We start from the raw sequence: 20,681 nt of genomic DNA, 5'->3' as shown, positions 1-20,681 counted from the left end.
CGTTCGGTGGGCTCCTTCCGCGTAGCGGGCTGCATGGACTTGCCACGCCGGCGAAACTATGCTGGGCAGGTGCGGCAAGTATTCCGGCGCGCGTCGGTTGGCCATACGCAGGCTCGCGTAGCGGGCGCACTGGCGGCGTTCTCGCTCGTCGCCGTCCTGTCGGTTGCCGGGGTCGATGCCCACGATTGTTCGGAACCCGGCAAGTGGTTTCGAATCAATCTCGGCGTGACGGGATTCAATGACTGCCATTTGCGCGCCTGGGTAGCCCGCTACTACTTTCCGCGCGATCACGATCCGAAATGGTTGGCCATCGACCTGGCGATCCAGGGCAGGGTGGGAGAGGCGATGACGTTCCGGCCGGACGACGTCGAGGTCTTGCATCCTGACGGGTCTCGGACGCCGCTGATCTCCCAACGAACCTATCGTCGCCAACGCACCAGCCTGCTGCCGTTGCTGCTTCAGCTCCGGGGCGGCGCCAACCGATCGCCGAGCGAATGCGCGAACAGGCTGCAGTTCTTCGTGGACAATGGCGTCCGGCGTTCGCTCGCGGACGTGAACCAGTACCGGTGCGTGCAGGGGTACCTGTTCTTCGCCTCACCCGCCGGCCGTTGGGCAAGCGGGAGCTACGAACTGGCCGTCGGTGGGGACGTCGGCCTGCGTATTCCGTTCGAGATCGAATAGTCGGGGCGTCTCGGGGATTCCGGGCCCACGCTCACGACGAGAAGACGTCGTCCAGGTCGAGTTGGAAGCTGGCGAGCAGGGGAGAGCGCAGTGTCTCGTTGCGCCCGAACGTGCGCGCCACTTCGAGTGCGCCGGCTCGCGGGCGCAGGATCGATACGGTCTCGGCCGCCGGGTCGACCAGCCAGTACTCCTTCACCCCGTGCTTCGCATAGAGCGCCCGCTTGTAGCCGCGGTCTCTCTCGGCGGTTGTGGGAGACAGGATCTCGACCACCAGATCGGGTGCTCCCTGCACGTTGTCGCCGCCAATCAGCAGGTGCGCGCGAGCGTGGGAGACGAACAGCAGGTCCGGCTGCACGACGTCGGTGTCGGACAGCACCACGTCGCAGGGGGCGAAGAAGAAATAGCCCAGCGCCTTCTCTTCGACGAATCGGCCGAGCCTGCTTCCCAGTCGAACCTGCACGCTCTGGTGCTTCAGGTTCGGCGCCGGGTTCAAGAGCAACTCTCCGTCCAGCAGTTCGTAGCGCTTGTCCGGCGGCGCGGTCCGGTAGTCCTCGTACCTGAACTTGAAGACGGGTTGCGCCGTGGCCACTTGGGTGTGTCCCCTGGTACCGCCGCTCGATCTCAAGGACCATCATACCGCGTCCCCGGCCCGACTCGACGCGGCCGCATCCGTTGCGGTTTGCAGCTCTTCGTGACGGAACGGATTCGTCGGTCCGCAAGAAAATGGCCGGTGGGAACCTGCCCCACCGGCCGCAGGCGATACGCAGAGCTCGACGTGGAGACCGTTCCTACCACTTCACCTGGAAGGCCACGCGCGCCAGGCGGCCCTGCAGCAGCCGCGTCGGTGTCGCGTAGCCCGACCCGTAGGAGTCGTTGTCGCTGATGATGGCGCTCGCGTTGAGCGCGTTGTAGATGTCGACCTGCGCCGAGTACTCCCAGTTGCCGACCCGGAAGAGCCGCCGGATGGCGAAGTCGACCTGGGTCCAGTAGCCGAAGTAGTTGGTGCCCGGCGCGAACATCTGTACCGGCTGGTTGTCCGTCAGGTTGCCGCCGGGGAAGTAGGCGTCGGTGATGGTCCAGCGCATCTCGCGCTCGTTGCCCGAGTAGGCCTGGATCGATCCGCTGAACTCGAAGTCGCCCGGCAGCGGGTAGGCGCCGAACAGCTTGAAGTCGTTGCGGAACGGGATGCCCAGCGCGCTCTGATCGCAGAATCGGCCGCCGCGCAGCGTCGTCCGGTTGCGGTCGATCATGTCCCGCTCGCTGACGCCGTTCGGGTTCTGGGTGAGGCCGCAGGTGTCCTGCACGTGCTGGTGCATCGTCCAGCCGCCGAACAGCGTGCCGCCGTTCGGCAGCCGCGCCTGCAGGCTCAGCTCCAACCCGTTGTAGTAGTTGCGGTTGATGTCGGAGTTGACGTGGACGATGTCCTTGAGGGTCCGCGTCGCCGGGTCCCGATTGAACGCCAGGAACGACGTGTCCGCCAGCGTCGGCGCCTGACCGATGCTGCCGAGGTACGCCAGCCGCCCGCCCGGATCGTCGAACGTGACGTTGAACGGGATCCAGTCGCCGCACGGGACGCCTGCCTGTGCGGTCGAGACGTCGCAGCCTCGCAGGGCGCGGTTCTCGGCATGCTCGATGTCGTAGAAGACCCGCCGGTAGTAGGCGGCGGTCAGCGAGACGCGCGGGGCGATCTCGTGCTGGACGCTGCCCGTCCACTCGACGTTGTACTCGCGCTGCAGGTCGGGGTCGGGGCGCTGGCCCACCTGCGCCAGCTCGCCGCTGGTGAAGACGACGGCGTTGGTGCCCACGGTGCCGATCTCGTGGTCCTGCGCGATGAAGTCGCCATTGGTCCCGGTGTAGTCGGGCATCCCCAGCGCGGCGAGATCGGCCGCCGTCGCGCAACGCGCCGCGCCGCCGCTGTGGACGTCGGGGTGCAGGGCGCAGTCGAACCAGTCGCGGGTGTCCGACTGCAGCGAGATGGGATGGTAGCGTCGCCCGAAGCCGTTGGTCCACGGCTTCATGAAGCGGTTCACGGAGAACTTCAGCGCCGTCCGCGCGTCGCCGAACAGGTCGTAGACCACGCTGAACCGCGGCGCGATGTCGTTCCAGAACGGCTTCTGGTCCCGCGCGTTGAACAGGCGTGCGCCGATGAACCGGCCGCCGCCGATGCCGGCGCCGGCACGGTAGGTGTCGTTCCCGGACTGGAACTGCTCGAAGCGGACACCGGCGTTTATGGTGAGTCGGTCGATCGTCCAGGTGTCCTGGGCGTAGATGCCGCGGTCTGCCCGCACGTAGGTGTTGTAGTAGGCGGGCAGGTTGTAGACGCTGACCTCCTCGGCCACGCCCTCGTTGAATCGCGCCAGCAGGCTGCCGTTGCCGTCGAAGCCGACGCCGCCGTTGCTCATCGACCACTGCATGCCGACCTTGAAGTTGTGCGAGCCGGTGACGTACGAGAACGACGCGTTCGGGTAGCGCCGGTCGGCCGGCGTGACCAGGATGTCGTAGGTGTAGGCATGGGTCGTCAGCCCCGTGCCCCGGTCGTAGAAGCGGACGTCGTCGAACCAACCCCGCGTCTGGTCGTAGCTCAGCGGGTGGTAGCAGGGCGTGTGGATGCAGGTCATCAGGTCGTCCGGCTTCGGATGCTGCAGTTGCCTCCCGGCGCCCCCTGCCTCGATCGGCGTGTTCGGCTGGTAACCGAGCCGCAGCCGCTCGTAGACCTGCGAGTAGCCCACCTCGAGCAGCGCGCGGCTGCTGATCGTCGACGTCCATTTCGCCTGGGCCGTGTGATAGTTCCCGAACTCGGGGTCACGGTGGCTCGACGCCCGGATCGGCTCGGTGTTGCCGTAGAACTCGCGGGCCTTGAACTTGAAGATCCGGTCGAGGTACGCGCTCACCTTGTTGCGCTGGGAGACTTGCGACGTCACGCGGAACAGCGCGCTGCGGACGTACTGCTCCACGATGGCGTCCTCGCGGCTCTCGACGGCCGGATGGTCCTTGTCGAAGGTGCGGAAGTACTCCTCGATCTCCTGCTGGCTGGCGCCCTGCCGGAACGTGGGGACGAACGCGTTGGGCCACAGCTCGTCGACCGAGATGCCGCGGACCGAGGTGAAGTACCACAGCTTGTCCCGCAGTATCGGGCCGCCGATGGCCGGATTGACGTCGTGGATGTTCGACACGCCCTGCGTCGACTCGAGTCCCAGTTGGTTCAGCTCCGGCGTCAGGTTGTTCGCCTGCCACCCGCCGTCGGTGAAGCCGATGTAGTTCGACCCGCTGAACTGGTTGCCGCCGTCCTTGGGGATCATGTTCAGCCGGAGCCCGCCGGCCGAGACCTCCGCCGGGCTGCCCGAGGTGCTGACCGCCATCTCCTGGCTCAGCGCTTGGTTGTTGTAGTTCATGATCCGGCCGTCGCCCAGCTCCGCGTTGACCATCATGCCGTCGACCTGCATGACGGAGTGGTCGGAGTTGGCGCCGTGCGAGATCATCTGCACCTGCTCCATCATCTGGGCGCCGCCGACGTCCGGGATGGTCAGCCGGACCCCCTGCGCCAGGTAGCCGATCGACTGCGTGTTGCGCGGGGTCGGCAGCGCGTCGATGGTGTCGCGCTGCAGGACCTCGGTCCGGGCCGCGCTCTGCACGTCGACCACGGGCGCCTCGCCCGAGACCGTGACGGTCTCCTCGAGCGCGCCGACCGACAGCGCTCCGTTGACCGTCAGCGTGAAGTTCGCCTGCAGCTCCAGGCCTTCCTGCACGAAGGTCGAGAAGCCCGGCAGGCTCATCGTGACGGTGTAGGTGCCAGGGCGCAGATCGATGACGGTGTAGCGGCCGGTGCCGTCGGAAACCGCGACGCGGCTCCCCTCGATCAGTGCCGGACTGGAGACTTCCACGGTGACGCCAGGCAGGACGCCCCCGGTGTTGTCGCTGACCTCGCCGGTGATCGAGCTCTGGGCGAGCGCCGCGGGAGCCAAGGTCAGCACGATGAACGCGGCCAACGCGCCGCGCGCGCACTTGACGACTGTCATCTCTCCTCCTCGTGAATGCGGTTGCGCGAACGTCGATTTCTCCGCCATGAACGCCTGCCATCACGCAGAACGGTCGATGAACGACGGAAAGCGACGACGACAACGACAGACGAGTTCGGACGACGACGGACGCCGAGGCGGACGATGCGCTATCGCGCCAAGCGTAGCACCTGACGGCGGAAGGTCAAGTCTCTGTCACGTGTCCGGATGCTGCCGCTGGCACCCTGAGGCCGAGCGTCACGGGCGGCGGTCGCCCGCAGGGTGTCGTCGGCGCCGGACATGTACGGTGTCATGAGAATGTTACTCATGAGAATGCGAGTCATGCACATGTTATTCTTGGCCAGTGTATAGATTCGTCAATCGTGTGAGCGAGCTGGCCCTGCTCGATCGGCTCGCGGCGTCGGACCGGCGGGAATTGCTCGTCATCTACGGGCGGCGCAGACTCGGCAAGACGGCGCTGTTGAGACAGTTCGGCGCCGGCAGGCCCCTCGCGTTCTTCGCGTGCCCCATGAGCACCGCGCCGGAGGCGCTGCGGTTGTTCACGCGCGAGTTGGCGCGTACGCTCGACGATTCGCTGCTGGCGCGCACCCGGTTTTCCGGTTGGAGCGAAGCTGTCGAGTACGCCGTGGAGCGCTGCGGCCGCATGGAGATCCCGCTGGTTCTCGACGAGCTGCCGTATCTCCAGCGCAGTGTTCCGGGCATCGACTCGTTGCTGCAGCACGCCTGGGACGGCCACGATGGTGCGGTCAAGCTCTTCCTTACCGGGTCTTCCTTCTCGGTCCTGGATGCCGCGGTAGCGGACCCGCGGGCGCCGCTCTACGGGCGTCGCACGGCGCAGCTCGAAGTGCGGCCGATGTCCTTCGACGAGGTTGCCGACTTCCATCCCGGCTGGTCGTTCGAACGCCGCGCCGTGGCCTACGGCCTCTTCGGCGGCGTGCCGGCTTATGCCGAGCAGGTCGCGCGTCACGAGTCCCCGGGCGAGGCGGCGCATGCCCTCGCGCTGTCGCCGGCCGGGCCGCTGTATGCCGAGCCCGAGTTCCTCGTCCGGGAGGAGCTCCGCGATCCGGGCGCCTACTTCGCCATCCTGCACGCGCTGGCGGTAGGAAAGACCCGCCCGAACGAGATCGCCCAGGACGCCGGGATCGCCCACGCCAGCGCCGGCAAGTACCTCGACACGCTGCGGCGCCTGCGCTTCGTCCGCCGGGAGACGCCGGTGACCGAGCCCAGGCCGGAACGCTCGCGCCGGAGCCTGTACCGCCTGGCCGACCCGTTCCTGCGCTTCTGGTTCCGGTATGTCTACCCCAACCGCTCGGCCCTGGAGGCCGGCCGGAGCCGGCAGGTGCTCGAGTCGGTCGTGCTCCCCGACCTGGACACGTTCATGGGTCCGCCCTACGAGGACATCTGTCGCCAGCACCTGATCGGCAACTGGCAACGGCTGCTCGGCTGGCAGCCGTTGCGGGTAGGCCGCTACTGGGACTCCCGTACCGAGATTGATCTGGTCGCCGTCGATGCGGCCGGCGAACGCGCCGCGTTCGTCGAGTGCAAGTGGGGGAGATCCGTCGACGTGGCGCGCGTCGTCTGGCGGTTGCGGGAGAAGGCGCGCGCCGTCGCTCCGTTCGCGGCCATGTCGCACCGCTACCTCGTCATCAGTCGGACCGACGCCGACGACGAGCACCACGTCCGCCTTGCGTGATTCGCGAAGGTACGGAGCAAAGAAAAGGGCCGGTGGGGGAGGTCCCCCACCGGCCCCGGAGAAACGGCTCAGCCTTGAGCCGAACGTCGATCTACCAGTTCACCTGGAACGCCATGCGCAGCAGACGACCCTGCAGCAGGCGCGTCGGCCGGCCCCAGGAGCCGCCGTACGACTCGGTCTCGTCGACGACCACGGCCTTGTTCATCAGGTTGTAGATGTCGGCCTGCACGGACGACTCGACGCCGCCGAAGCGGAAGATCCTGCGCAGCGCGATATCCACCTGCGTCCAGTAGGGCAGGAAGTTCGTGCCCGGCTGGAACAACTGGACCGTGGCGCCCCGCGTCCGCACGCCGCCCGGGAAGTAGCTGGACGGCACCGACCAGGTCAGCTCGCGCTCGCCGCCCGAGTAGGCCTGGATCGATCCGCTGAACTCGAAGTCGCCCGGCAGCGGATAGGCGCCGAACAGCTTGAAGTCGTGGCGGAACGGCATCCCCAGTGCGCTCTGGTCGCACCAGCGGCCGCCCCGGCGGATGCCCTCGTCGGCGCCGCGGATCGGATCCTCGATGCTGACGCCGTTCGGATCCACCACCAGACCGCAGGTGTCCTGGATGTGCTGGCTCGCGGTCCAGCCGCCGAAGACGTTGCCGCCGTTCGGCAGCCGGGCGTTCATGCTCACCTCGAAGCCGTTGTAGTAGTTGCGGTTGATGTCCGAGGTGATGTCGAGGTTGTTGACCAGGCCGCGGTAGGCCGGATCGAGGTCGAACGCCAGGAAGTTCGGCTGCGTGATCGAGATGTTCTGGCCGAGCCCGCGCAGACGCGCCACGTGGCCGTCCGGATCGTCGAAATTCACCTGGAACGGGATCCAGCTTCCGCACGGCACGCCGGCCTGCGCGGTCGCGACGTTGCAGGTCTGCAGCGCCGCGTTGCTCCGCGCCTCGATGTCGCCGAACACGCGGCGGTACCAGCCGACGTTCAGCGATACGCGCGGCAGCAGCTCGTGCTGGATGCCGGCGTTGTACTCCCAGTTGTACTCGCGCTGCAGGTCGGGGTGGGGCTGGGAGTCGGGAACGGCGAGCCCGCCCTCCCGGAACGTGGTCGTGTTGTTCCGCAGGCCGATCTCGTGGTCCTGAACGATGCCGTCGTAGTTCGTGCTCAGGTAGAAGTCGGGCGATGCGGGCAGGCCGGCGAGGTCGGCCGCGGTGGCGCAGTCGCCGCGCGGGTTGCCGACCCCACCGGTCTGGTGGATGGCCGGGTTCAGCACGCAGTCGAACCAGTCGCGGCGGTCACTCCGTTCGCGATACGGCGAGTACCGCTCGCCGTGGCCGCTGGCGTACGGCCGCATGTACTTGTTCATCGAGAACTTCAGCGCCGTCCGCGCATCGCCGAACAGGTCGTACGTCGCGCTGACGCGGGGCACGATGTCGTTCCAGTACGGCGTTGCCGGGATCTCCGGGGCCGCCCGCTGGCTGATGAAGCGGCCGCCCTGCAGGTTGCCGCCGGTGCGGAACGTGTTGATCAGCGACTCGAAGTGGTCGTACCGCACACCGGCGTTGATCGTCAGCCGGTCGAGCGTCCAGGTGTCCTGCACGTAGAAGCCGCGATCCGCCCGCACGGTCGTGTTCCAGCTCGTCGGGTAGTTGAGCGCATCGATTCCGTGCCGATCCTCGCACGGCACCGACGGATCCGGATCGCACGGCTGCGGGAGTCCGCCGTACGGGCGCATGTTCAGGTGGCCCAGCCGGTTGCGGGTGTCGCCGTCGTTGCCGAACGACCACTGCACGCCCACCTTGAAGTTGTGCGAGCCGGTGACGTAGGACAGCGCCGCGTTCGGGTAGCGGCGGTCGGAGGGGGTGATCCAGATGTCGCCCCAGTAGTTGTTGGTCTGCAGGCCGGTCGACAGGTCGCCGATGACCGCGTTGGCGAACCACGGACCGGTCTGGGGGTAGCCGGCGTCCCAGTAGCAGGGAGTGGCGATGCAGGTGCGCAGGTTGCCCGGCGTATCCGCCCGCAGGTTCGGCAGCGGGATGTTGTCCGGGAACACCTCCCGCAGCGCCGACTCCGGCTGGCTGGCGATGAGCAGCCGCTCGTAGACCTGCGAGTAGCCGACCTCGAGCAGCGCGCGGCTGCTGATGGTCGACGTCCACTTGGCCTGGAACGTGTGGTAGTTCGCCTGGCCCGGATCGCGGAAGCCGGCCGCCTGGATCGGCTCGCGGGTGGTCGAGAACTCGCGCTTCTTCCACTTGAAGATGCGGTCGAGGTACGCGGACACCTTGTTGCGCTGCGAGACCTGCGACGTCAGGCGCAGCAGGACGCTGCGGACGTGCTGCTCGGCGACCGCCCGCTCGGCGGAAGCTATCGCCGGGTGGTCCCCGACGCAGCCGATGCTCCTGTTCGGGTCCTCGCAGGTGATCTTGGCGCCGCGCTTGAAGTAGTCCTGGATGACCTCGGGGCCGACGTCGGTGCGCAGGGTCGGCTGGAAGGCGCCGGCGAAGAGCTCGTCGACCGAGATGGCGCGGGCCGACGTGAAGTACCACAGCTTGTCCTGCAGGATCGGGCCGCCGATCGCCGGGTTGATGTCGTGGATGTTGGTGACGCCCTGGTTCGAGGTCAGGCCGAGGTCCTGGATCTGCTGGGTGAAGTTGTCGGCCTGCCAGCCCTCGTTCAGCGTGAAGCCCATGTAGTTCGTACCGGCGAGCTGGTTGCCGCCGTCCTTCGGGATCATGTTCAGGCGCAGGCCGCCCGCCGCAACCTCGGCGTTGTTGCCGGAGGTGGTCATCGCCATCTCCTGGCTCAGCGCCTGGTTGTTGTAGTTCATGATCAGGCCGTCGCCCATCTGCGAGTTGACGATCATGCCGTCGACCTGCATCGTCGTGTGGCGCGGGGTGGCCCCGTGCACCGACATGCGGACCTGCTCCATCATCTGCGCCCCGCCGACGTCCGGCCGGGTGAGCCGCACGCCCTGCGCGAGGTAGCCGATGGACTGCGTGTTGCGCGGGGTCGGCAGCGCGTCGATGACGTCGCGCTGGATGACCTCCGTGCGGGCCGCGCTCTGCACGTCGACGATGGGGGCCTCGCCGGAGACCGTGACGGTCTCCTCGAGGGCGCCGACCGACAACGCGCCGTTGATGGTGACGTTGGTCGACGCCTGGACCTCGATGCCCTCCTGCACGAAGGTCGAGAAGCCGGGCAACGTCATGGTGACGCTGTAGATGCCCGGGCGCAGGTCGATGATGTTGTAGCGGCCGGTGCCGTCGGTGATCGCGAGGCGCGATCCCTCGATCAGGGCCGGACTGGCCGCTTCCACGGTGACGCCCGGCAGGACGCCGCCCGTGTTGTCGGTGACTTCGCCCGTCAACGCGCTCTGGGCGAGAGCGCCCGCCGGCAACAGCACCACGGCCGTCCCGACAAGCAACGATTTCACAAGTCGCATAACGAGTGTGTCCTCCTCTGTGGTGCGGGACTGCCGGCGTCATGCCGGCGATGAACGCACGCGAGACGGCGCAGTATACAGCAATTGTCGTGCCGAAGTGCGGAGCAGGGTGGCGTTGCTGGGCAGAGTGGACCGATGTCCCTGTTTACGGTCCTGTCCTTGGGTCCTGCGCCGTGGCCGGTCGGGCACCGTCGATAGACGGAATTCGGTTCCCTGGATTCTGATCCACGGATCCGGATCCCGCTGGCACCCGGGCTGTCAGGGTTGCGGTCCTCCCAGCGGCGCGCGGGACGGTCGGTTCCGCTCGTAGAGGCCGAGCACGCCGGTCATCGCGCGGGCGACCTCGGGGTACCCCGCCTCTTCGGCGGCCGCGATCGCGCGGCGCTGGCGTTCGGCCGCCTCGGCGTAGCGGCCCGCCTCGGCGAGCGCCATCGCCACGGTCTCGTCCAGGGTCGGGTTGGGAGGCGCCCGGAGCAGCGGCTCGACGAGCGCGATTGCACGGCGGCCGTCGCGGGCGCCGGGGTCCGGCGCGGCGGCGAGCACGCGGACCAGCAGGTCGGTCAGTCCGGGGTGTCCCGGGTGGACGGTGCGCGCTTCGTCCAGGCGCTCGCGCGCCTCCCGGTAGCGGCCGAGCTGGACCAGCAGCAACCCCCGCGCCAGCCAGACGTCGGCGAATCCGGGTGCGATCTCGATCGCCCGGTCCAGCTCGGCCAGCGCGTCCTCCGCGCGTCCGGCGGCGCGATACGCATCCACCAGTCCGAGCCGCGCCTCCAGGTAGTCCGGATCGTGTCGGACCGCTGCCGTGAAGTGCTCGATGGCCTCGGCCTGCCGGCCGCCCATGCTCGCCAGCGTTCCCAGGCCGGCATGGGCCCGGGCCTGCGTGGAGTCCAGGCGCAGCGCCGACTCGAACTGCTCGGCGGCGCCGTCGGCATCGCCGGTGGCGAAGAGCGCGGTTCCGAGCTGCTGGCGCAACGATGCGTCGTCCGGCGTCTCCGCGATTCCTTCCCGGAAGATCTCGACCGCGTCGGCGGTGCGGCCGTCCTGCATCGCCGCGACGCCGCGGGTCTCGTAGTTGCGCGGGCTTCTCAGCAGCGCCTCGTACGCCTGCATGAGCGGGTCCGGCGGCTCCGGCGGGTCGCCGCCGCGCTGGTTCAGGTGCTCCTCGGCCCGGTCCGGCCGCCCCGCGTCGCGGTACGCCGTCGCCAGGTTGTAGTGGATGTCCCAGGCCGCGGGCCCCACCGCCAGTGCGCGCTCCAGGTACTCGATGGCTCGCGCGGTCGCGCCTTGCGCCAACGCCGCGCGGCCGATGCCGGACAGCGCAGGCGCGGACGCCGGGTCGATCGCCAGCGCCTGCTCGAAGAGCGGCTCCGCGTCCTCCGCCCGGCCCTCGTCGAGATACAGCTCGCCGAGGCGAACGAGCGCCGCGAGATAGGTCGGATCGAGGTCGACGGCGTGCTCGAAGAGCTCGACGGCGCGCGGTTGGTCGCCGGTCGTCCGGTAGAGCTGCCCGAGGTAGTACGGCCACCGCATGCGCCGCGGCGCGAGCGCCCGTGCGTGACCCAACGCGATCTCCGCGGCCTCGTAGAAGCGGGTGGCCATGAGGATGAGGCCGAGGTCGCCGTAGGCGTTTCCGCGGGCGATCGCGGCGCCGGACTCCTCGGCGCGCCGCAGGGCGTCGTGCCGCTGCCGTACCTGTTCCCGGACCGCCTCCGGAAGCCCCGAGAGGTCGGGCATGACGAACGGCGGCGGGGCCGTCACGCCGGCGCCGCCGGTCGGCGCGGACGACGGCGTCTCGCCGGCGGGCGTGCAACCGCCGCCCAGGACGAGGAGGCCTATCGTCGCGCCCAGCAGCCCGTGGTTCATCGCGTCCGGCCTCCTCCCTGTTGCAGGGTTGCGTAGCGGTCGATCGCCAGGTCCGTCCATTCTTCGACCTCGCCGTCCGGCCAGAACACGCGCACGAGCGAGACGGCGGCCGATTCGCCGAGGCCGAGCAGCACCCGCGGATCGTTCGCGGACGCGAAGCTGCCGTCGGCGCGGGCGCGGCGCCAGCGCGTCGTGCCGTCGGGAAGTACTGCCTCCACGCGCGCGCCGAGCATGTCCCTGCGGGGATTGGCGCCCACGAGCCGCAGGCCCAGCCAGTGGCGGCGGTTGCCGACCCGGTTCAGCAGCAGGCGCACGCGGCCGGCCGCGTTGGCCACCAGCACATCCGTGTCCCCGTCGTTGTCGATGTCGCCGAAGGCGGCGCCGCGGCTCACCTCCGACAGCTCGAACACCGAGCCGGCGCGATCGGTGGCCGCCTCGAAACCGGCGCCGCCCGTGTTGCGGAACACCTGGTTGCGCTGGTCGAGCGCGAACGGGTTGTCCGGTCCGAACGTCTCGAAGTTCAGGACGACGGCGCCGTTCACCGCGACGATGTCGAGCCAGCCGTCGTTGTCGATGTCGGTCCAGGCCGTTCCGAAGCCGGTGTACGGCAGGCTCGGGGCGCGGATGCCGAGCCCGGCGCTCCGATCCCGGAACAGGCCGCCGCCGTCGTTCACGTACAGGGTGCTGCCCTGGCCGGACAGCTCCGTGATGAAGAGGTCTTCGTCGCCGTCGTTGTCGAAATCGCCGGCGTCGACCCCCATGTCGGCCTTGGCGTTGCCGCCCGCGCCGAGCGCCGCTCCCGCGGACAGCGCGCGGTTGCGGAAGGTGCCGTCGCGCCGGTTCATCCACAACTGGTTCTCGCGCTGATCGTTGGCCACGAAGAGATCGAGCCAGCCGTCGCCGTCGAAATCGGCCGTTGCCGAGCCGAGGGCCGGCCCGAACTCGCGGCCCATCCCGGCCGCCGCGGTCACGTCCTCGAAGGTGCCGTCCCCCCGGTTGCGGTAGAGGACGTCGGGATGCGGCCGGTTCGTCTCCGGCGCGCAATAGTCGGGTGCGCCGGCCCGGTCGTAGCACTGCGTGTGGCCCGCCAGCGTGTAGCCGAGGTAGTTGCCGACGAACAGATCGAGCCGGCCGTCCCGGTCGTAGTCGAAGAACGACGCCGGAACTCCCCATCCGGGATCGCCCGTGCCGCTCCGCTCGGTGACGTCGGCGAAGGTGCCGTCGCCCCGGTTGCGGAGCATCCGGTTGCGCCCGAAGCGGGTCAGGTACAGGTCGGTCCAGCCGTCGTTGTCCATGTCGCCGGCCGCGACGCCCATGCCGTAGCCGCTTGCCGCGACGCCCGCCTCGTCGGTCACGTCGGTGAACCGGAGCCGGCGCTCGCCGTCGGCCGCGATCTCCAGATCGTTGCGGTAGAGCCGGTCGCCGGGCGGCTGATCCGCGGGCGGCGGGAGCAGCGGCTCGCCGTCGCCCAGCCGATCGCCCTGCACGAGGTACACGTCGAGGTCGCCGTCGTTGTCGTAGTCGAACAGCCCGGCGCCCGGTCCGGCCATCTCGGGCTGGTAGAACCTGCCGGTCATCCCGTTGAAGTGCACGAAGTCGAGTCCGGTCTCGGCGGCCCGATCCACGAACCACTCCACGTCGGACTCCGACGAGGCGGCGGGCTCTGCGTCGGAATCCGGCCGCGCGGCCGGATCGGGGCCGCAGGCAGACAGGCACACGGCTAGCAGAGAGCAGGTCGCCGAGCGACGGGCAGTCGAGTACATCGGGAACGGCGGTCAGATTACGCCCGCTGGCCTTCGGTGTCCATCAGTCCAGCATGCGGGCGGCCACTCGCGCGTAGTAGGTGATGACGATGTCGGCCCCGGCGCGCGTGATGGCGGTGAGCATTTCCCGTAGCGCCCGGTCCTCGTCCAGCCAACCGTTGCGGGCGGCCGCTTTCAGCATGGCGTACTCGCCGCTGACGTGGTAGGCCGCGGTCGGGTAGCCGAACTCCTCCTTGACCCGCGCGATGACGTCCAGGTAATGCAGCGCCGGCTTCACCATGACGATGTCGGCGCCTTCCTCCAGATCGAGCGCCACCTCGCGCAGGGCCTCCTCCACGTTGGCCGGATCCATCTGGTGGGTCCGCCGATCGCCGAACGCGGGCGCCGAGTCGGCCGCGTCGCGGAACGGGCCGTAGTAGGCCGAGCAGTACTTGGCGGCGTAGCTCATGATCGCGACGTCGGTGAAGCGCGCGGCGTCGAGCGCGTCGCGGATCGCGCCGACCCGCCCGTCCATCATGTCGGAGGGGGCGACCACGTCGGCCCCCGCTTCCGCGTGCGAGACGGCCGTGCGTGCGAGCCGTTCGACCGTGGCGTCGTTGACGATGACGTCCCCGTCGACGATGCCGCAGTGACCATGCGACGTGTACTCGCAGAGGCACACGTCGGTCACGACCAGAATGTCCGGCGTCTCGTCCTTGATGGCCCGGATCGCGGCCTGGACCGGCGCGCCGGGATCGTCCGCCGGGCTGCCGATCTCGTCCTTGTCCTCGTCGTGCGGCAGGCCGAACAGCAGGACCGACCGCACGCCGTCGCCTGCGGCGGCGGCCGTTTCGGCGACGGCCTCATCGACCGACAACTGGTACACGCCCGGCATCGACGGCACCTCCCGCCGCACGCCCTCGCCCTCGCAGACGAACAGGGGATAGACCAGCCCGTCGGGGGAGAACCGCGTTTCGCGCACCATGCCGCGGATCGCGGCAGACCGGCGCAGGCGCCGGGGGCGGCGGCGCAGGTCCAGCGTCTCGTCGGGCGCCCGCTTCCGCGCGACGCCCGCTGGCGAGGGAGCAGCGGTGGTAGTCATGCCATGGTCCCCGTTTCAGGCGGAGTGCGCTGCCGGCGTTCCGGTGAAATAGTCCGCAAGCGCCTGTGCGAGCGCCTGCGTAGTGTACGTGGACGGCATCACCGTCGTCTCCACCCCGAGCTGCTCGGCGGCCCGGGCCGTGACGGGACCGATCGCCGCCACGACGGTCGGGCGCAACAGCTCGACGGCCCGCACCGCGCCGAGCGACTGCGCGACTGCGCGGACGGCGGATGCGCTGGTGAACGTCACCGCATCGATCCTGCGCCGGTCGAGCAGCTCGCGTACGTCGGCCCCCGGCCATGCGGTTGCGGCCACCGTGCGGTACGCGGTGACCTCCGTCACCGCGGCCCCCGCCGCCCGCAATGCATCGGGCAGGAGCGGCCGTGCGATGTCGGCCCGCGGCAGCAGGATGCGCGTCCCGCGCAAGTCGCGCGCAGCCCGGAGCGCATCGCTCACGCCTTCGCCGCGATGGTCGGCCGGCGCCAGATCCACGGACAGTCCGTGCCGCGCGAGCCGTGCCGCGGTCGCCGGACCGATGGCGCAGATCTGAACCCCCGCGAGCTTCCCGTCACCCCCGCCCGGGCCGTCGAGGCGCTGCAGGAAGGCGTCGACGGCGTTGGCCGACGTGAACACGATCCAGGCGAATGAAGCCGCGGCGGCGCACGCGTCGTCGAGAGGTTGCATGTCGTCCGGCGGAACGATGCGGATCGCCGGCGCCTCGATCGACTCGGCGCCCAGAGCGTCCAGCCGCTCGGCCAGCTCGGGGGCCTGCGCCTGCGGGCGCGTCACCAGGATCCGCTTTCCGGCCAGCGGTCGCGTTTCGTGAGCCATCAGGTCCGGGCCGCCTCCAGCAACGGTCCGGCGCCCCCGGCCAGAAGCCCGGCCGCGACCCGGGCACCCAGATCGGCGGCGCCTGCCAGCGATCCGCTGGCCTCGTGACGCACCAGCCTGGCCCCGTCCGGCGAGGCGACTACGCCGCGCAGAAACAGATCGTCCCCGGCGACGGTCGTCACGGCTCCCAGCGGCACCTGACAGTCCGCCCCCAGCGCGGTGACGAGCGTGCGCTCCGCTTCCAGCGCGGCCGAGGCATCGCGATCCGCGATAGCCGAGAGCAGATCGCGCATCTCGCCGTCGTCGCCGCGGTGCTCGGCGCAGACGATCCCCTGGCCGGGGGCCGGGACGCAGATATCGAACGGCAGCCGGACCGCGATGCGCGCGGCCAGGTTCAGCCGCACCAGCCCCGCCGTGGCCAGCACCAGCAGGTCGAAGCCTCCTGCCTCGAGCTTGTCGAGCCGCGTGCCGACGTTGCCGCGGATCGGGGCGACTTCGAGGTGGGGATACGCGTGCCGCAGTTGCGCGGTTCGGCGCACGCTGCCGGTGCCGACCCGCGGAGCCCGGTCGGGTGCGAAGATCGCTGCCGGGTCCGCGGCGGGGCGTTCGCACGACCGCGGCGCCACGACCGCGTCGCGCGCGTCCTCGCGCGGCAGCACCGCCTGCACGCTCAGCCCCGCCAAGCGTTCGGCCGGCAGATCCTTGGCGCTGTGGACGGCGAGGTCGACCCGCCCGTCGATCAGCGCTTCTTCGATCTCCTTGACGAACAGCCGCTTGCCTCCGGTGCTGGAGATCGGCTTCGAGGACAGGCGGTCGCCGCTGGTCCTGATGAGCACCAGCTCGACGGGGGGGGCCCCCGCACGCACGAGGGCGCCGGCCACGGCTTCCGCCTGCCAGCGGGCGAGGGGGCTGCCGCGCGTCCCGACCCGCAGCCGTCTCACCGGTTCCTCGGGGCCGGAGGGCGTCCGGTGGTGGCGCCCGCCGGCTCGCGATCGCGCAGCGTGCGACGCCGTTCCTCGGCCGCTCTCTCGTCGAGTCCGAACAGCCGGCTGAGCGTGTCGGCGTCGGCGGCCACGGCCTCTTCGTCCGGCGCGGCCTTGAGCTGCTGGGTCGGCGACGACAGCAGCTTCTCCACCAGCAGCCGCGTGACCTCCTCCACGCGCGTCCGCGCTGCCGGCGGCAGCGAGGCCAGCTTGGGCGCGAGCCGCTCCAGCTCCTGTTGCCGCGTCCGCTCGAAGTGTTTCCTTAGCGCAACCACCGTGGGAACGGCGCCGCGCGAGCGGAGCCAGCGCATGAAGCCGTCGACCTCCTCGCGCACCATCAGCTCCGCCCGGTCGACCTGGGTCTGCCGCCGCGCCAGGTTGTCCCGGACTATCGACTGCAGATCGTCGATGTTGTAGAGGAAGACCTGCTCCACGTCGCTGGCCGACGGCTCGACGTCGCGCGGCAGGCCGATGTCGATCATGAACAGCGGCCGGTCGCGCCGGGGCCGCATCGCCTCGGCGACCTGCGCGCGGGTGAGCAGCCAGCGGGGGGCCCCGGTGGCGGTGAGCACGATGTCGGTGGTCGTCAGCTCGGCCGTGATTCCTTCCCATGGCACCGCCACGCCGTCGACCGTCGCGGCGAGAACGGCGGCGCGCGCGGCACTCCGGTTGGCGACGCCGATCCGCCCGACGTTCTGGGCACGCAGATGCGTGGCGGTGAGCTCCGCCATCTCGCCCGCCCCGACCACCAGCGCCCGCCGGCCGGCGAGGTCGCCGAATATCTTGCGCGCCAAGGAGATTGCCGCGTAGCTGACCGAGACGGCGCCCTCGCCGAGCCCGGTCTCGCTGCGCACCCGCTTGCCGACCGTAAAGGAAGTGTGAAACAGGCGGTTCAGCGCCGCCCCGGTGAATCCCCGTTCCGCGGCGATGGAGAAGGCATCCTTGACCTGGCCCAGGATCTGCGGCTCGCCCACCACCAGAGAATCCAACCCGGCGACCACGCGGAACAGGTGGCGGGCCGCGTCGCCGCCCTGGCGGTTGTAGAGGTGCGGGGCCAGCTCCGGTTCCGGCACGTCGTGGAACGCACTCATGAACCCCGCCAACGTCTCGGCCAGCCGCCCGGAAGTCTCGGAATGCGCGTATATTTCTGCGCGGTTGCAGGTCGAGAGGACCACCACTTCGGCGAGACCGGTGGTTTCCACGATTGCCGCCAGCGCTTCCGGGATGCCGCGGCGGGCAAAGTCGATCCGCTCCCGCAGATCGACCGGTGCGCTGTGGTGGCTCGCCCCGAGCAGAAACAGATGCATACCGCGTGTCCGGCGCGGGCCGGGAGTCGCTCCCCGCCCGACAATCGTCGCCTGCGGCTCCGATTGCCGCCCAACCGGGCCCGACCAGAAGTCTACGCCGTTCTACGGCGCAGACTCCTGGTAGAAGTTGTGGCTGCTGGTGCCGAAGTACCCTATCGGCACGAAGTTCAGCATCAGGATCGCGAACCCGACCGTCGACAGCCAGGCCGCACGACGTCCTCCCCAACCGAACGCCCGCCGCGCGTACAGCGAGAACGTGTACACCAGCCAGCAGAGCAGCACGGTGAAGATCTTCGGATCGAGAAGGGACATCGCCTGCACGCGGGGGTCGGCGGCGCCAGGCTGCACCTGGATCAGCCAGATGGCGCCGACCGCCAGTCCGAGGGTCAGGAACACCCAGCCGAACGTGACCGCGCGTCCGTTCATGCCGTCGAGCACCTGCAGCGACGGCAGGCGGGCGTAGAAGACGCCGAGATGCTTGCCCTTGAGCTCCTTGAAGAGGAGCACGTAGGTGACGCTGATTACGCACGCGAGAGCGAACGTCGCGTACGCCACGAGCAGCGAGAACACGTGGATCTCGAACCAGCGGCTCTCGAGCACCGGCGGCCGGGTCGCCACGTTGTTGCTGATGGCCGGAATCAACTGCAGGACGACCATCAGCGGGACGATGAAGATTCCCATGGCCCGTTCGTCCGTCGTCATCTCGGTATAGAGATAGGCGAGCGCGAGGACCCACACGAACGCCGAGATCGCGCCGGTGGTGCCGACCAGCGGCACGTGGCCGACCTGCATCGTCTGCATGCCGATGATGAAGGTGTGCACGAGGGCTCCGAACACCAGCGACACCGTCGCAACGCGTCCGGAGGAGGGGCTGCGCGTCCCGAAATGGACGGCGTAGGCCACGCCCGCCACCAGATAGAGTGCGAGCGGCGTGGCGTTCATGGGTAGCCCTCCCGGCGGTCCGGTGCCTCAGCCCCGGGGGGCGTAGTAGCCCTGCTTGGTCCGTGCGGACACCGCGTCGCGGTCGACCCGCACGACGACCCGCCGCCACAGGCCGTTCCGCAGCGGGTTCGCGGAGATGTAGCCGACGGAGTACTGGCTCGAGAGCTCGTCGGAAATCTGCCGGTAGATCGCGGGCAGCTCTTCGATCCTCTCCGGGAAGAACGCCCGTCCGCCGGTCTCCTGCGCCAGTTGCCGCAGCACGAAGTCCGCTTCGCGGAAGCCGGTGCGGGACCGGCTGTCGTCGGACTGCAGTCCGATGGAGAAGATGGCGGTGTTCGAGCGCTTCGACAGCTCCAGGACCTCGTCGAAGCTCACCAGGCTCGAGGTGTCCTCGCCGTCCGACAGCACGATGATCGCCTCGCGCCGCAGGTCGGCCTCCCGGAGCGGCGCCTTGGCCAGCTCCCGCAGAGCGATGTATATCGCGTTGTAGAGGGAGGTCGACCCGCCGGCCGCGGTCCGCTGGATGGCGCGCTCGAGCTGCTCGACGTCGTTGGTGAACGGTTGCAGGATGTTGACGCGGCCGTCGAAGTCGACGATCTCGGCGAGGTCCTCGGGGCGCAGCCGTTGCGCGAAGCCGATGGCCGCCTCCTGCGCCGTCGCCATCTTCTCGTCCATGCTCGCGCTGGTGTCGATGAGCAGCGCGAGCGCGATCGGCAACTGCGTTCTGGTGAAGAAGTTGATGTCCTGCTGGACGCCGTCCTCGTAGATCCGGAAGCTGGATTCGTCCAGGTCGGTGACGAAGCGCCCTTCCCGATCGGTGACCGTCACGTTGAGGGAGACGACGTCGACCCCGGCCCGGAACGACGGCGGTTGGGCCGGGATGTCCGGGGGTTGGGCGCCGGTCGCACCCAGCCCGATGATGCATGCGGCGGCGATGAGCGCGGCGGCTGCCGTGGCGCGGAGAGTCATGTCGGCTTCCGTGCTGTCCCGGGCTGGATGCCGGGGTCTAGCGGTTACGGTTCTCCTGAGTGCTGAGTACGATTCCGCGCGCCGTGAGCCCGGACCCGTTCACGGTCACCGTGACCTCCTCCGGCGGAATGAGGGAGTCGGGCCGCGAATAGGCGACCAGGTACTGGTTGCGGAGCTCGGCGGCGAGGTCGAGCAGCGCCCGCTCGACGGCAGAGCTCGCGAGCAGATCCCGATGCCGCCCGCCGGTGCCGGCGGTCCCGCGCGACAGGACCAGATCCCGCTCGAATTCCTGTTGGCGGGCGTCGAAGCCTCCCCCGAACGCGCCGGTGGGCCGCCCGATTCCGAACGCAGCGCGGCGGGCTTCCACGGACAGCGCGTAGAAGGCGGCCCCACTCTCGTCTATGCGCTCGAGCACCTGCCGGGCCCGGCGGTTGCTGTAGTCGGTGCCCTCCGTGGTCAGCACGACCATCACCGGACGGTCGGCGCCGCGGCGGTCGAATCCCTCGGCGACCTCGTACACGGCGTCGAGCATGTACGCCGCCTGGCCGGACTGCGGGAAGATCCTGCCGACTCCCTCGCGAAGCCGCTCGCCGTCGCTCGTCGACGGGGCGAGAATGCGGGGCGCCCCCCCGAAGGAGATGATCGAGATCTGATTGTCCCCGTGCATGGCGTCGACGAAGGCCGACAACCCGCGGCGGAATCCGGACGCCACTCGCACCGCCGCCTCGCTGGTGTCGACCAGAACGGCGATCTGCCGGCCCGCACCGGCAGAATCGACGCGCAGCACCTCCCGCGCCGCATCGTCCTCGCGAATCTCGAAATCGGCCGCGGCGAGGCCCGTGACCGGCGCCCCGTCGGCGTCGAGCACGGAGACGATCATGAGGCGTTCCACCGACTGGGCCGAGGCCGCCGCGACAGCGGCGATCGAGGCCGTGAGTGCGAGCGAAAACGTGACGTGAGCGTGTCTCGAGAAAGCCATGCCGTACACCGGCAGTATAGGTTCTGCTTCCCGGCCCCGTCAAGGTCGTCGACCTCCAAAAACCCCTGTAAAAGCGGGAGTTGCACGACGATCGGGACTTCCGCGGCCCGTTCGGGGTTTCTTGACAGCCTTCCGGGCCCGTG

At 69.5% G+C, this 20,681-nt stretch carries 14 protein-coding genes; 2 read left to right on the top strand and 12 right to left on the bottom strand.

Features of this window, described 5'->3' with window-relative positions:
* Positions 1-6: 6 nt before the first annotated feature.
* Positions 7-681: a hypothetical protein gene (locus tag F4X11_05860; protein MYN64541.1), complete on the top strand. Its 675-nt coding sequence runs from the start codon at positions 7-9 to the stop codon at positions 679-681.
* A 31-nt stretch (positions 682-712) separates the two neighbouring features.
* Here the strand turns inward: F4X11_05860 and F4X11_05855 are convergent, their stop codons facing one another.
* Both F4X11_05855 and F4X11_05850 read right to left on the bottom strand, forming a co-directional pair.
* Positions 713-1,270 carry a Uma2 family endonuclease gene (locus F4X11_05855; protein MYN64540.1) on the bottom strand — a complete coding sequence of 186 codons (558 nt, stop codon included), beginning with the start codon at positions 1,268-1,270 and terminating at the stop codon, positions 713-715.
* A 199-nt stretch (positions 1,271-1,469) separates the two neighbouring features.
* The gene (locus F4X11_05850; GenBank protein ID MYN64539.1) at positions 1,470-4,745 is read right to left on the bottom strand and encodes a TonB-dependent receptor; all 3,276 of its coding nucleotides are present in this window, start codon (positions 4,743-4,745) and stop codon (positions 1,470-1,472) included.
* A gap of 295 nt (positions 4,746-5,040) precedes the next feature.
* Here F4X11_05850 and F4X11_05845 point away from each other — a divergent pair, with 295 nt between their 5' ends.
* Positions 5,041-6,390, top strand: coding sequence for an ATP-binding protein (locus tag F4X11_05845; GenBank protein MYN64538.1), 1,350 nt, complete (start codon positions 5,041-5,043; stop codon positions 6,388-6,390).
* Between the two features lie 91 nt (positions 6,391-6,481).
* Here F4X11_05845 and F4X11_05840 read toward each other — a convergent pair whose 3' ends face one another.
* The 10 genes from F4X11_05840 to F4X11_05795 form a co-directional block, all read right to left on the bottom strand.
* On the bottom strand, positions 6,482-9,820 hold the full coding sequence (locus F4X11_05840; protein MYN64537.1) for a TonB-dependent receptor: 3,339 nt from the start codon (positions 9,818-9,820) through the stop codon (positions 6,482-6,484).
* Between the two features lie 258 nt (positions 9,821-10,078).
* A complete protein-coding gene (locus F4X11_05835) occupies positions 10,079-11,743 on the bottom strand; it encodes a tetratricopeptide repeat protein (GenBank protein MYN64536.1) in 1,665 nt (554 codons plus the stop codon).
* The gene (locus F4X11_05830; GenBank protein MYN64535.1) at positions 11,680-13,446 is read right to left on the bottom strand and encodes a CRTAC1 family protein; all 1,767 of its coding nucleotides are present in this window, start codon (positions 13,444-13,446) and stop codon (positions 11,680-11,682) included. Before F4X11_05830 ends, F4X11_05835 begins: the two co-directional genes overlap by 64 nt.
* Before the next feature lie 43 nt (positions 13,447-13,489).
* Positions 13,490-14,527, bottom strand: a complete 1,038-nt coding sequence (hemB, locus tag F4X11_05825; GenBank protein MYN64534.1) for a porphobilinogen synthase — start codon at positions 14,525-14,527, stop codon at positions 13,490-13,492.
* A gap of 15 nt (positions 14,528-14,542) precedes the next feature.
* Positions 14,543-15,358: a uroporphyrinogen-III synthase gene (locus tag F4X11_05820; protein MYN64533.1), complete on the bottom strand. Its 816-nt coding sequence runs from the start codon at positions 15,356-15,358 to the stop codon at positions 14,543-14,545.
* A complete protein-coding gene (gene hemC / locus F4X11_05815; protein ID MYN64532.1) occupies positions 15,358-16,299 on the bottom strand; it encodes a hydroxymethylbilane synthase in 942 nt (313 codons plus the stop codon). Before hemC ends, F4X11_05820 begins: the two co-directional genes overlap by 1 nt.
* Positions 16,296-17,648: a glutamyl-tRNA reductase gene (locus F4X11_05810; protein ID MYN64531.1), complete on the bottom strand. Its 1,353-nt coding sequence runs from the start codon at positions 17,646-17,648 to the stop codon at positions 16,296-16,298. The genes hemC and F4X11_05810 overlap by 4 nt, the downstream gene beginning before the upstream one ends.
* Before the next feature lie 102 nt (positions 17,649-17,750).
* A complete protein-coding gene (locus F4X11_05805; protein MYN64530.1) occupies positions 17,751-18,590 on the bottom strand; it encodes a hypothetical protein in 840 nt (279 codons plus the stop codon).
* A gap of 27 nt (positions 18,591-18,617) precedes the next feature.
* Positions 18,618-19,559: a VWA domain-containing protein gene (locus F4X11_05800; protein MYN64529.1), complete on the bottom strand. Its 942-nt coding sequence runs from the start codon at positions 19,557-19,559 to the stop codon at positions 18,618-18,620.
* Positions 19,560-19,596: 37 nt separating this feature from the next.
* Complete coding sequence (locus F4X11_05795; protein ID MYN64528.1) at positions 19,597-20,538, bottom strand: VWA domain-containing protein; 942 nt, start codon at positions 20,536-20,538, stop codon at positions 19,597-19,599.
* Between the last annotated feature and the right edge of the window lie 143 nt (positions 20,539-20,681).

It is taken from the genome of Acidobacteriota bacterium (assembly GCA_009861545.1).
GTDB lineage: Bacteria > Acidobacteriota > Vicinamibacteria > Vicinamibacterales > UBA8438 > WTFV01.
Note: the sequence above shows the minus strand (reverse complement) of the source record. Positions and strands in the feature narration are given on the sequence as shown.

Coding starts and splice junctions, on each gene's coding strand:
- F4X11_05805 (MYN64530.1), bottom strand. CDS start 18,590: ATGAACGCCACGCCGCTCGCACTCTATCTGGTGGCGGGCGTGGCCTAC.
- F4X11_05835 (MYN64536.1), bottom strand. CDS start 11,743: ATGGACGGACCTGGCGATCGACCGCTACGCAACCCTGCAACAGGGAGG.
- hemB (MYN64534.1), bottom strand. CDS start 14,527: ATGACTACCACCGCTGCTCCCTCGCCAGCGGGCGTCGCGCGGAAGCGG.
- F4X11_05810 (MYN64531.1), bottom strand. CDS start 17,648: ATGCATCTGTTTCTGCTCGGGGCGAGCCACCACAGCGCACCGGTCGAT.
- F4X11_05830 (MYN64535.1), bottom strand. CDS start 13,446: ATGTACTCGACTGCCCGTCGCTCGGCGACCTGCTCTCTGCTAGCCGTG.
- F4X11_05850 (MYN64539.1), bottom strand. CDS start 4,745: ATGGCGGAGAAATCGACGTTCGCGCAACCGCATTCACGAGGAGGAGAG.
- F4X11_05820 (MYN64533.1), bottom strand. CDS start 15,358: ATGGCTCACGAAACGCGACCGCTGGCCGGAAAGCGGATCCTGGTGACG.
- F4X11_05800 (MYN64529.1), bottom strand. CDS start 19,559: ATGACTCTCCGCGCCACGGCAGCCGCCGCGCTCATCGCCGCCGCATGC.
- F4X11_05795 (MYN64528.1), bottom strand. CDS start 20,538: ATGGCTTTCTCGAGACACGCTCACGTCACGTTTTCGCTCGCACTCACG.
- F4X11_05840 (MYN64537.1), bottom strand. CDS start 9,820: ATGCGACTTGTGAAATCGTTGCTTGTCGGGACGGCCGTGGTGCTGTTG.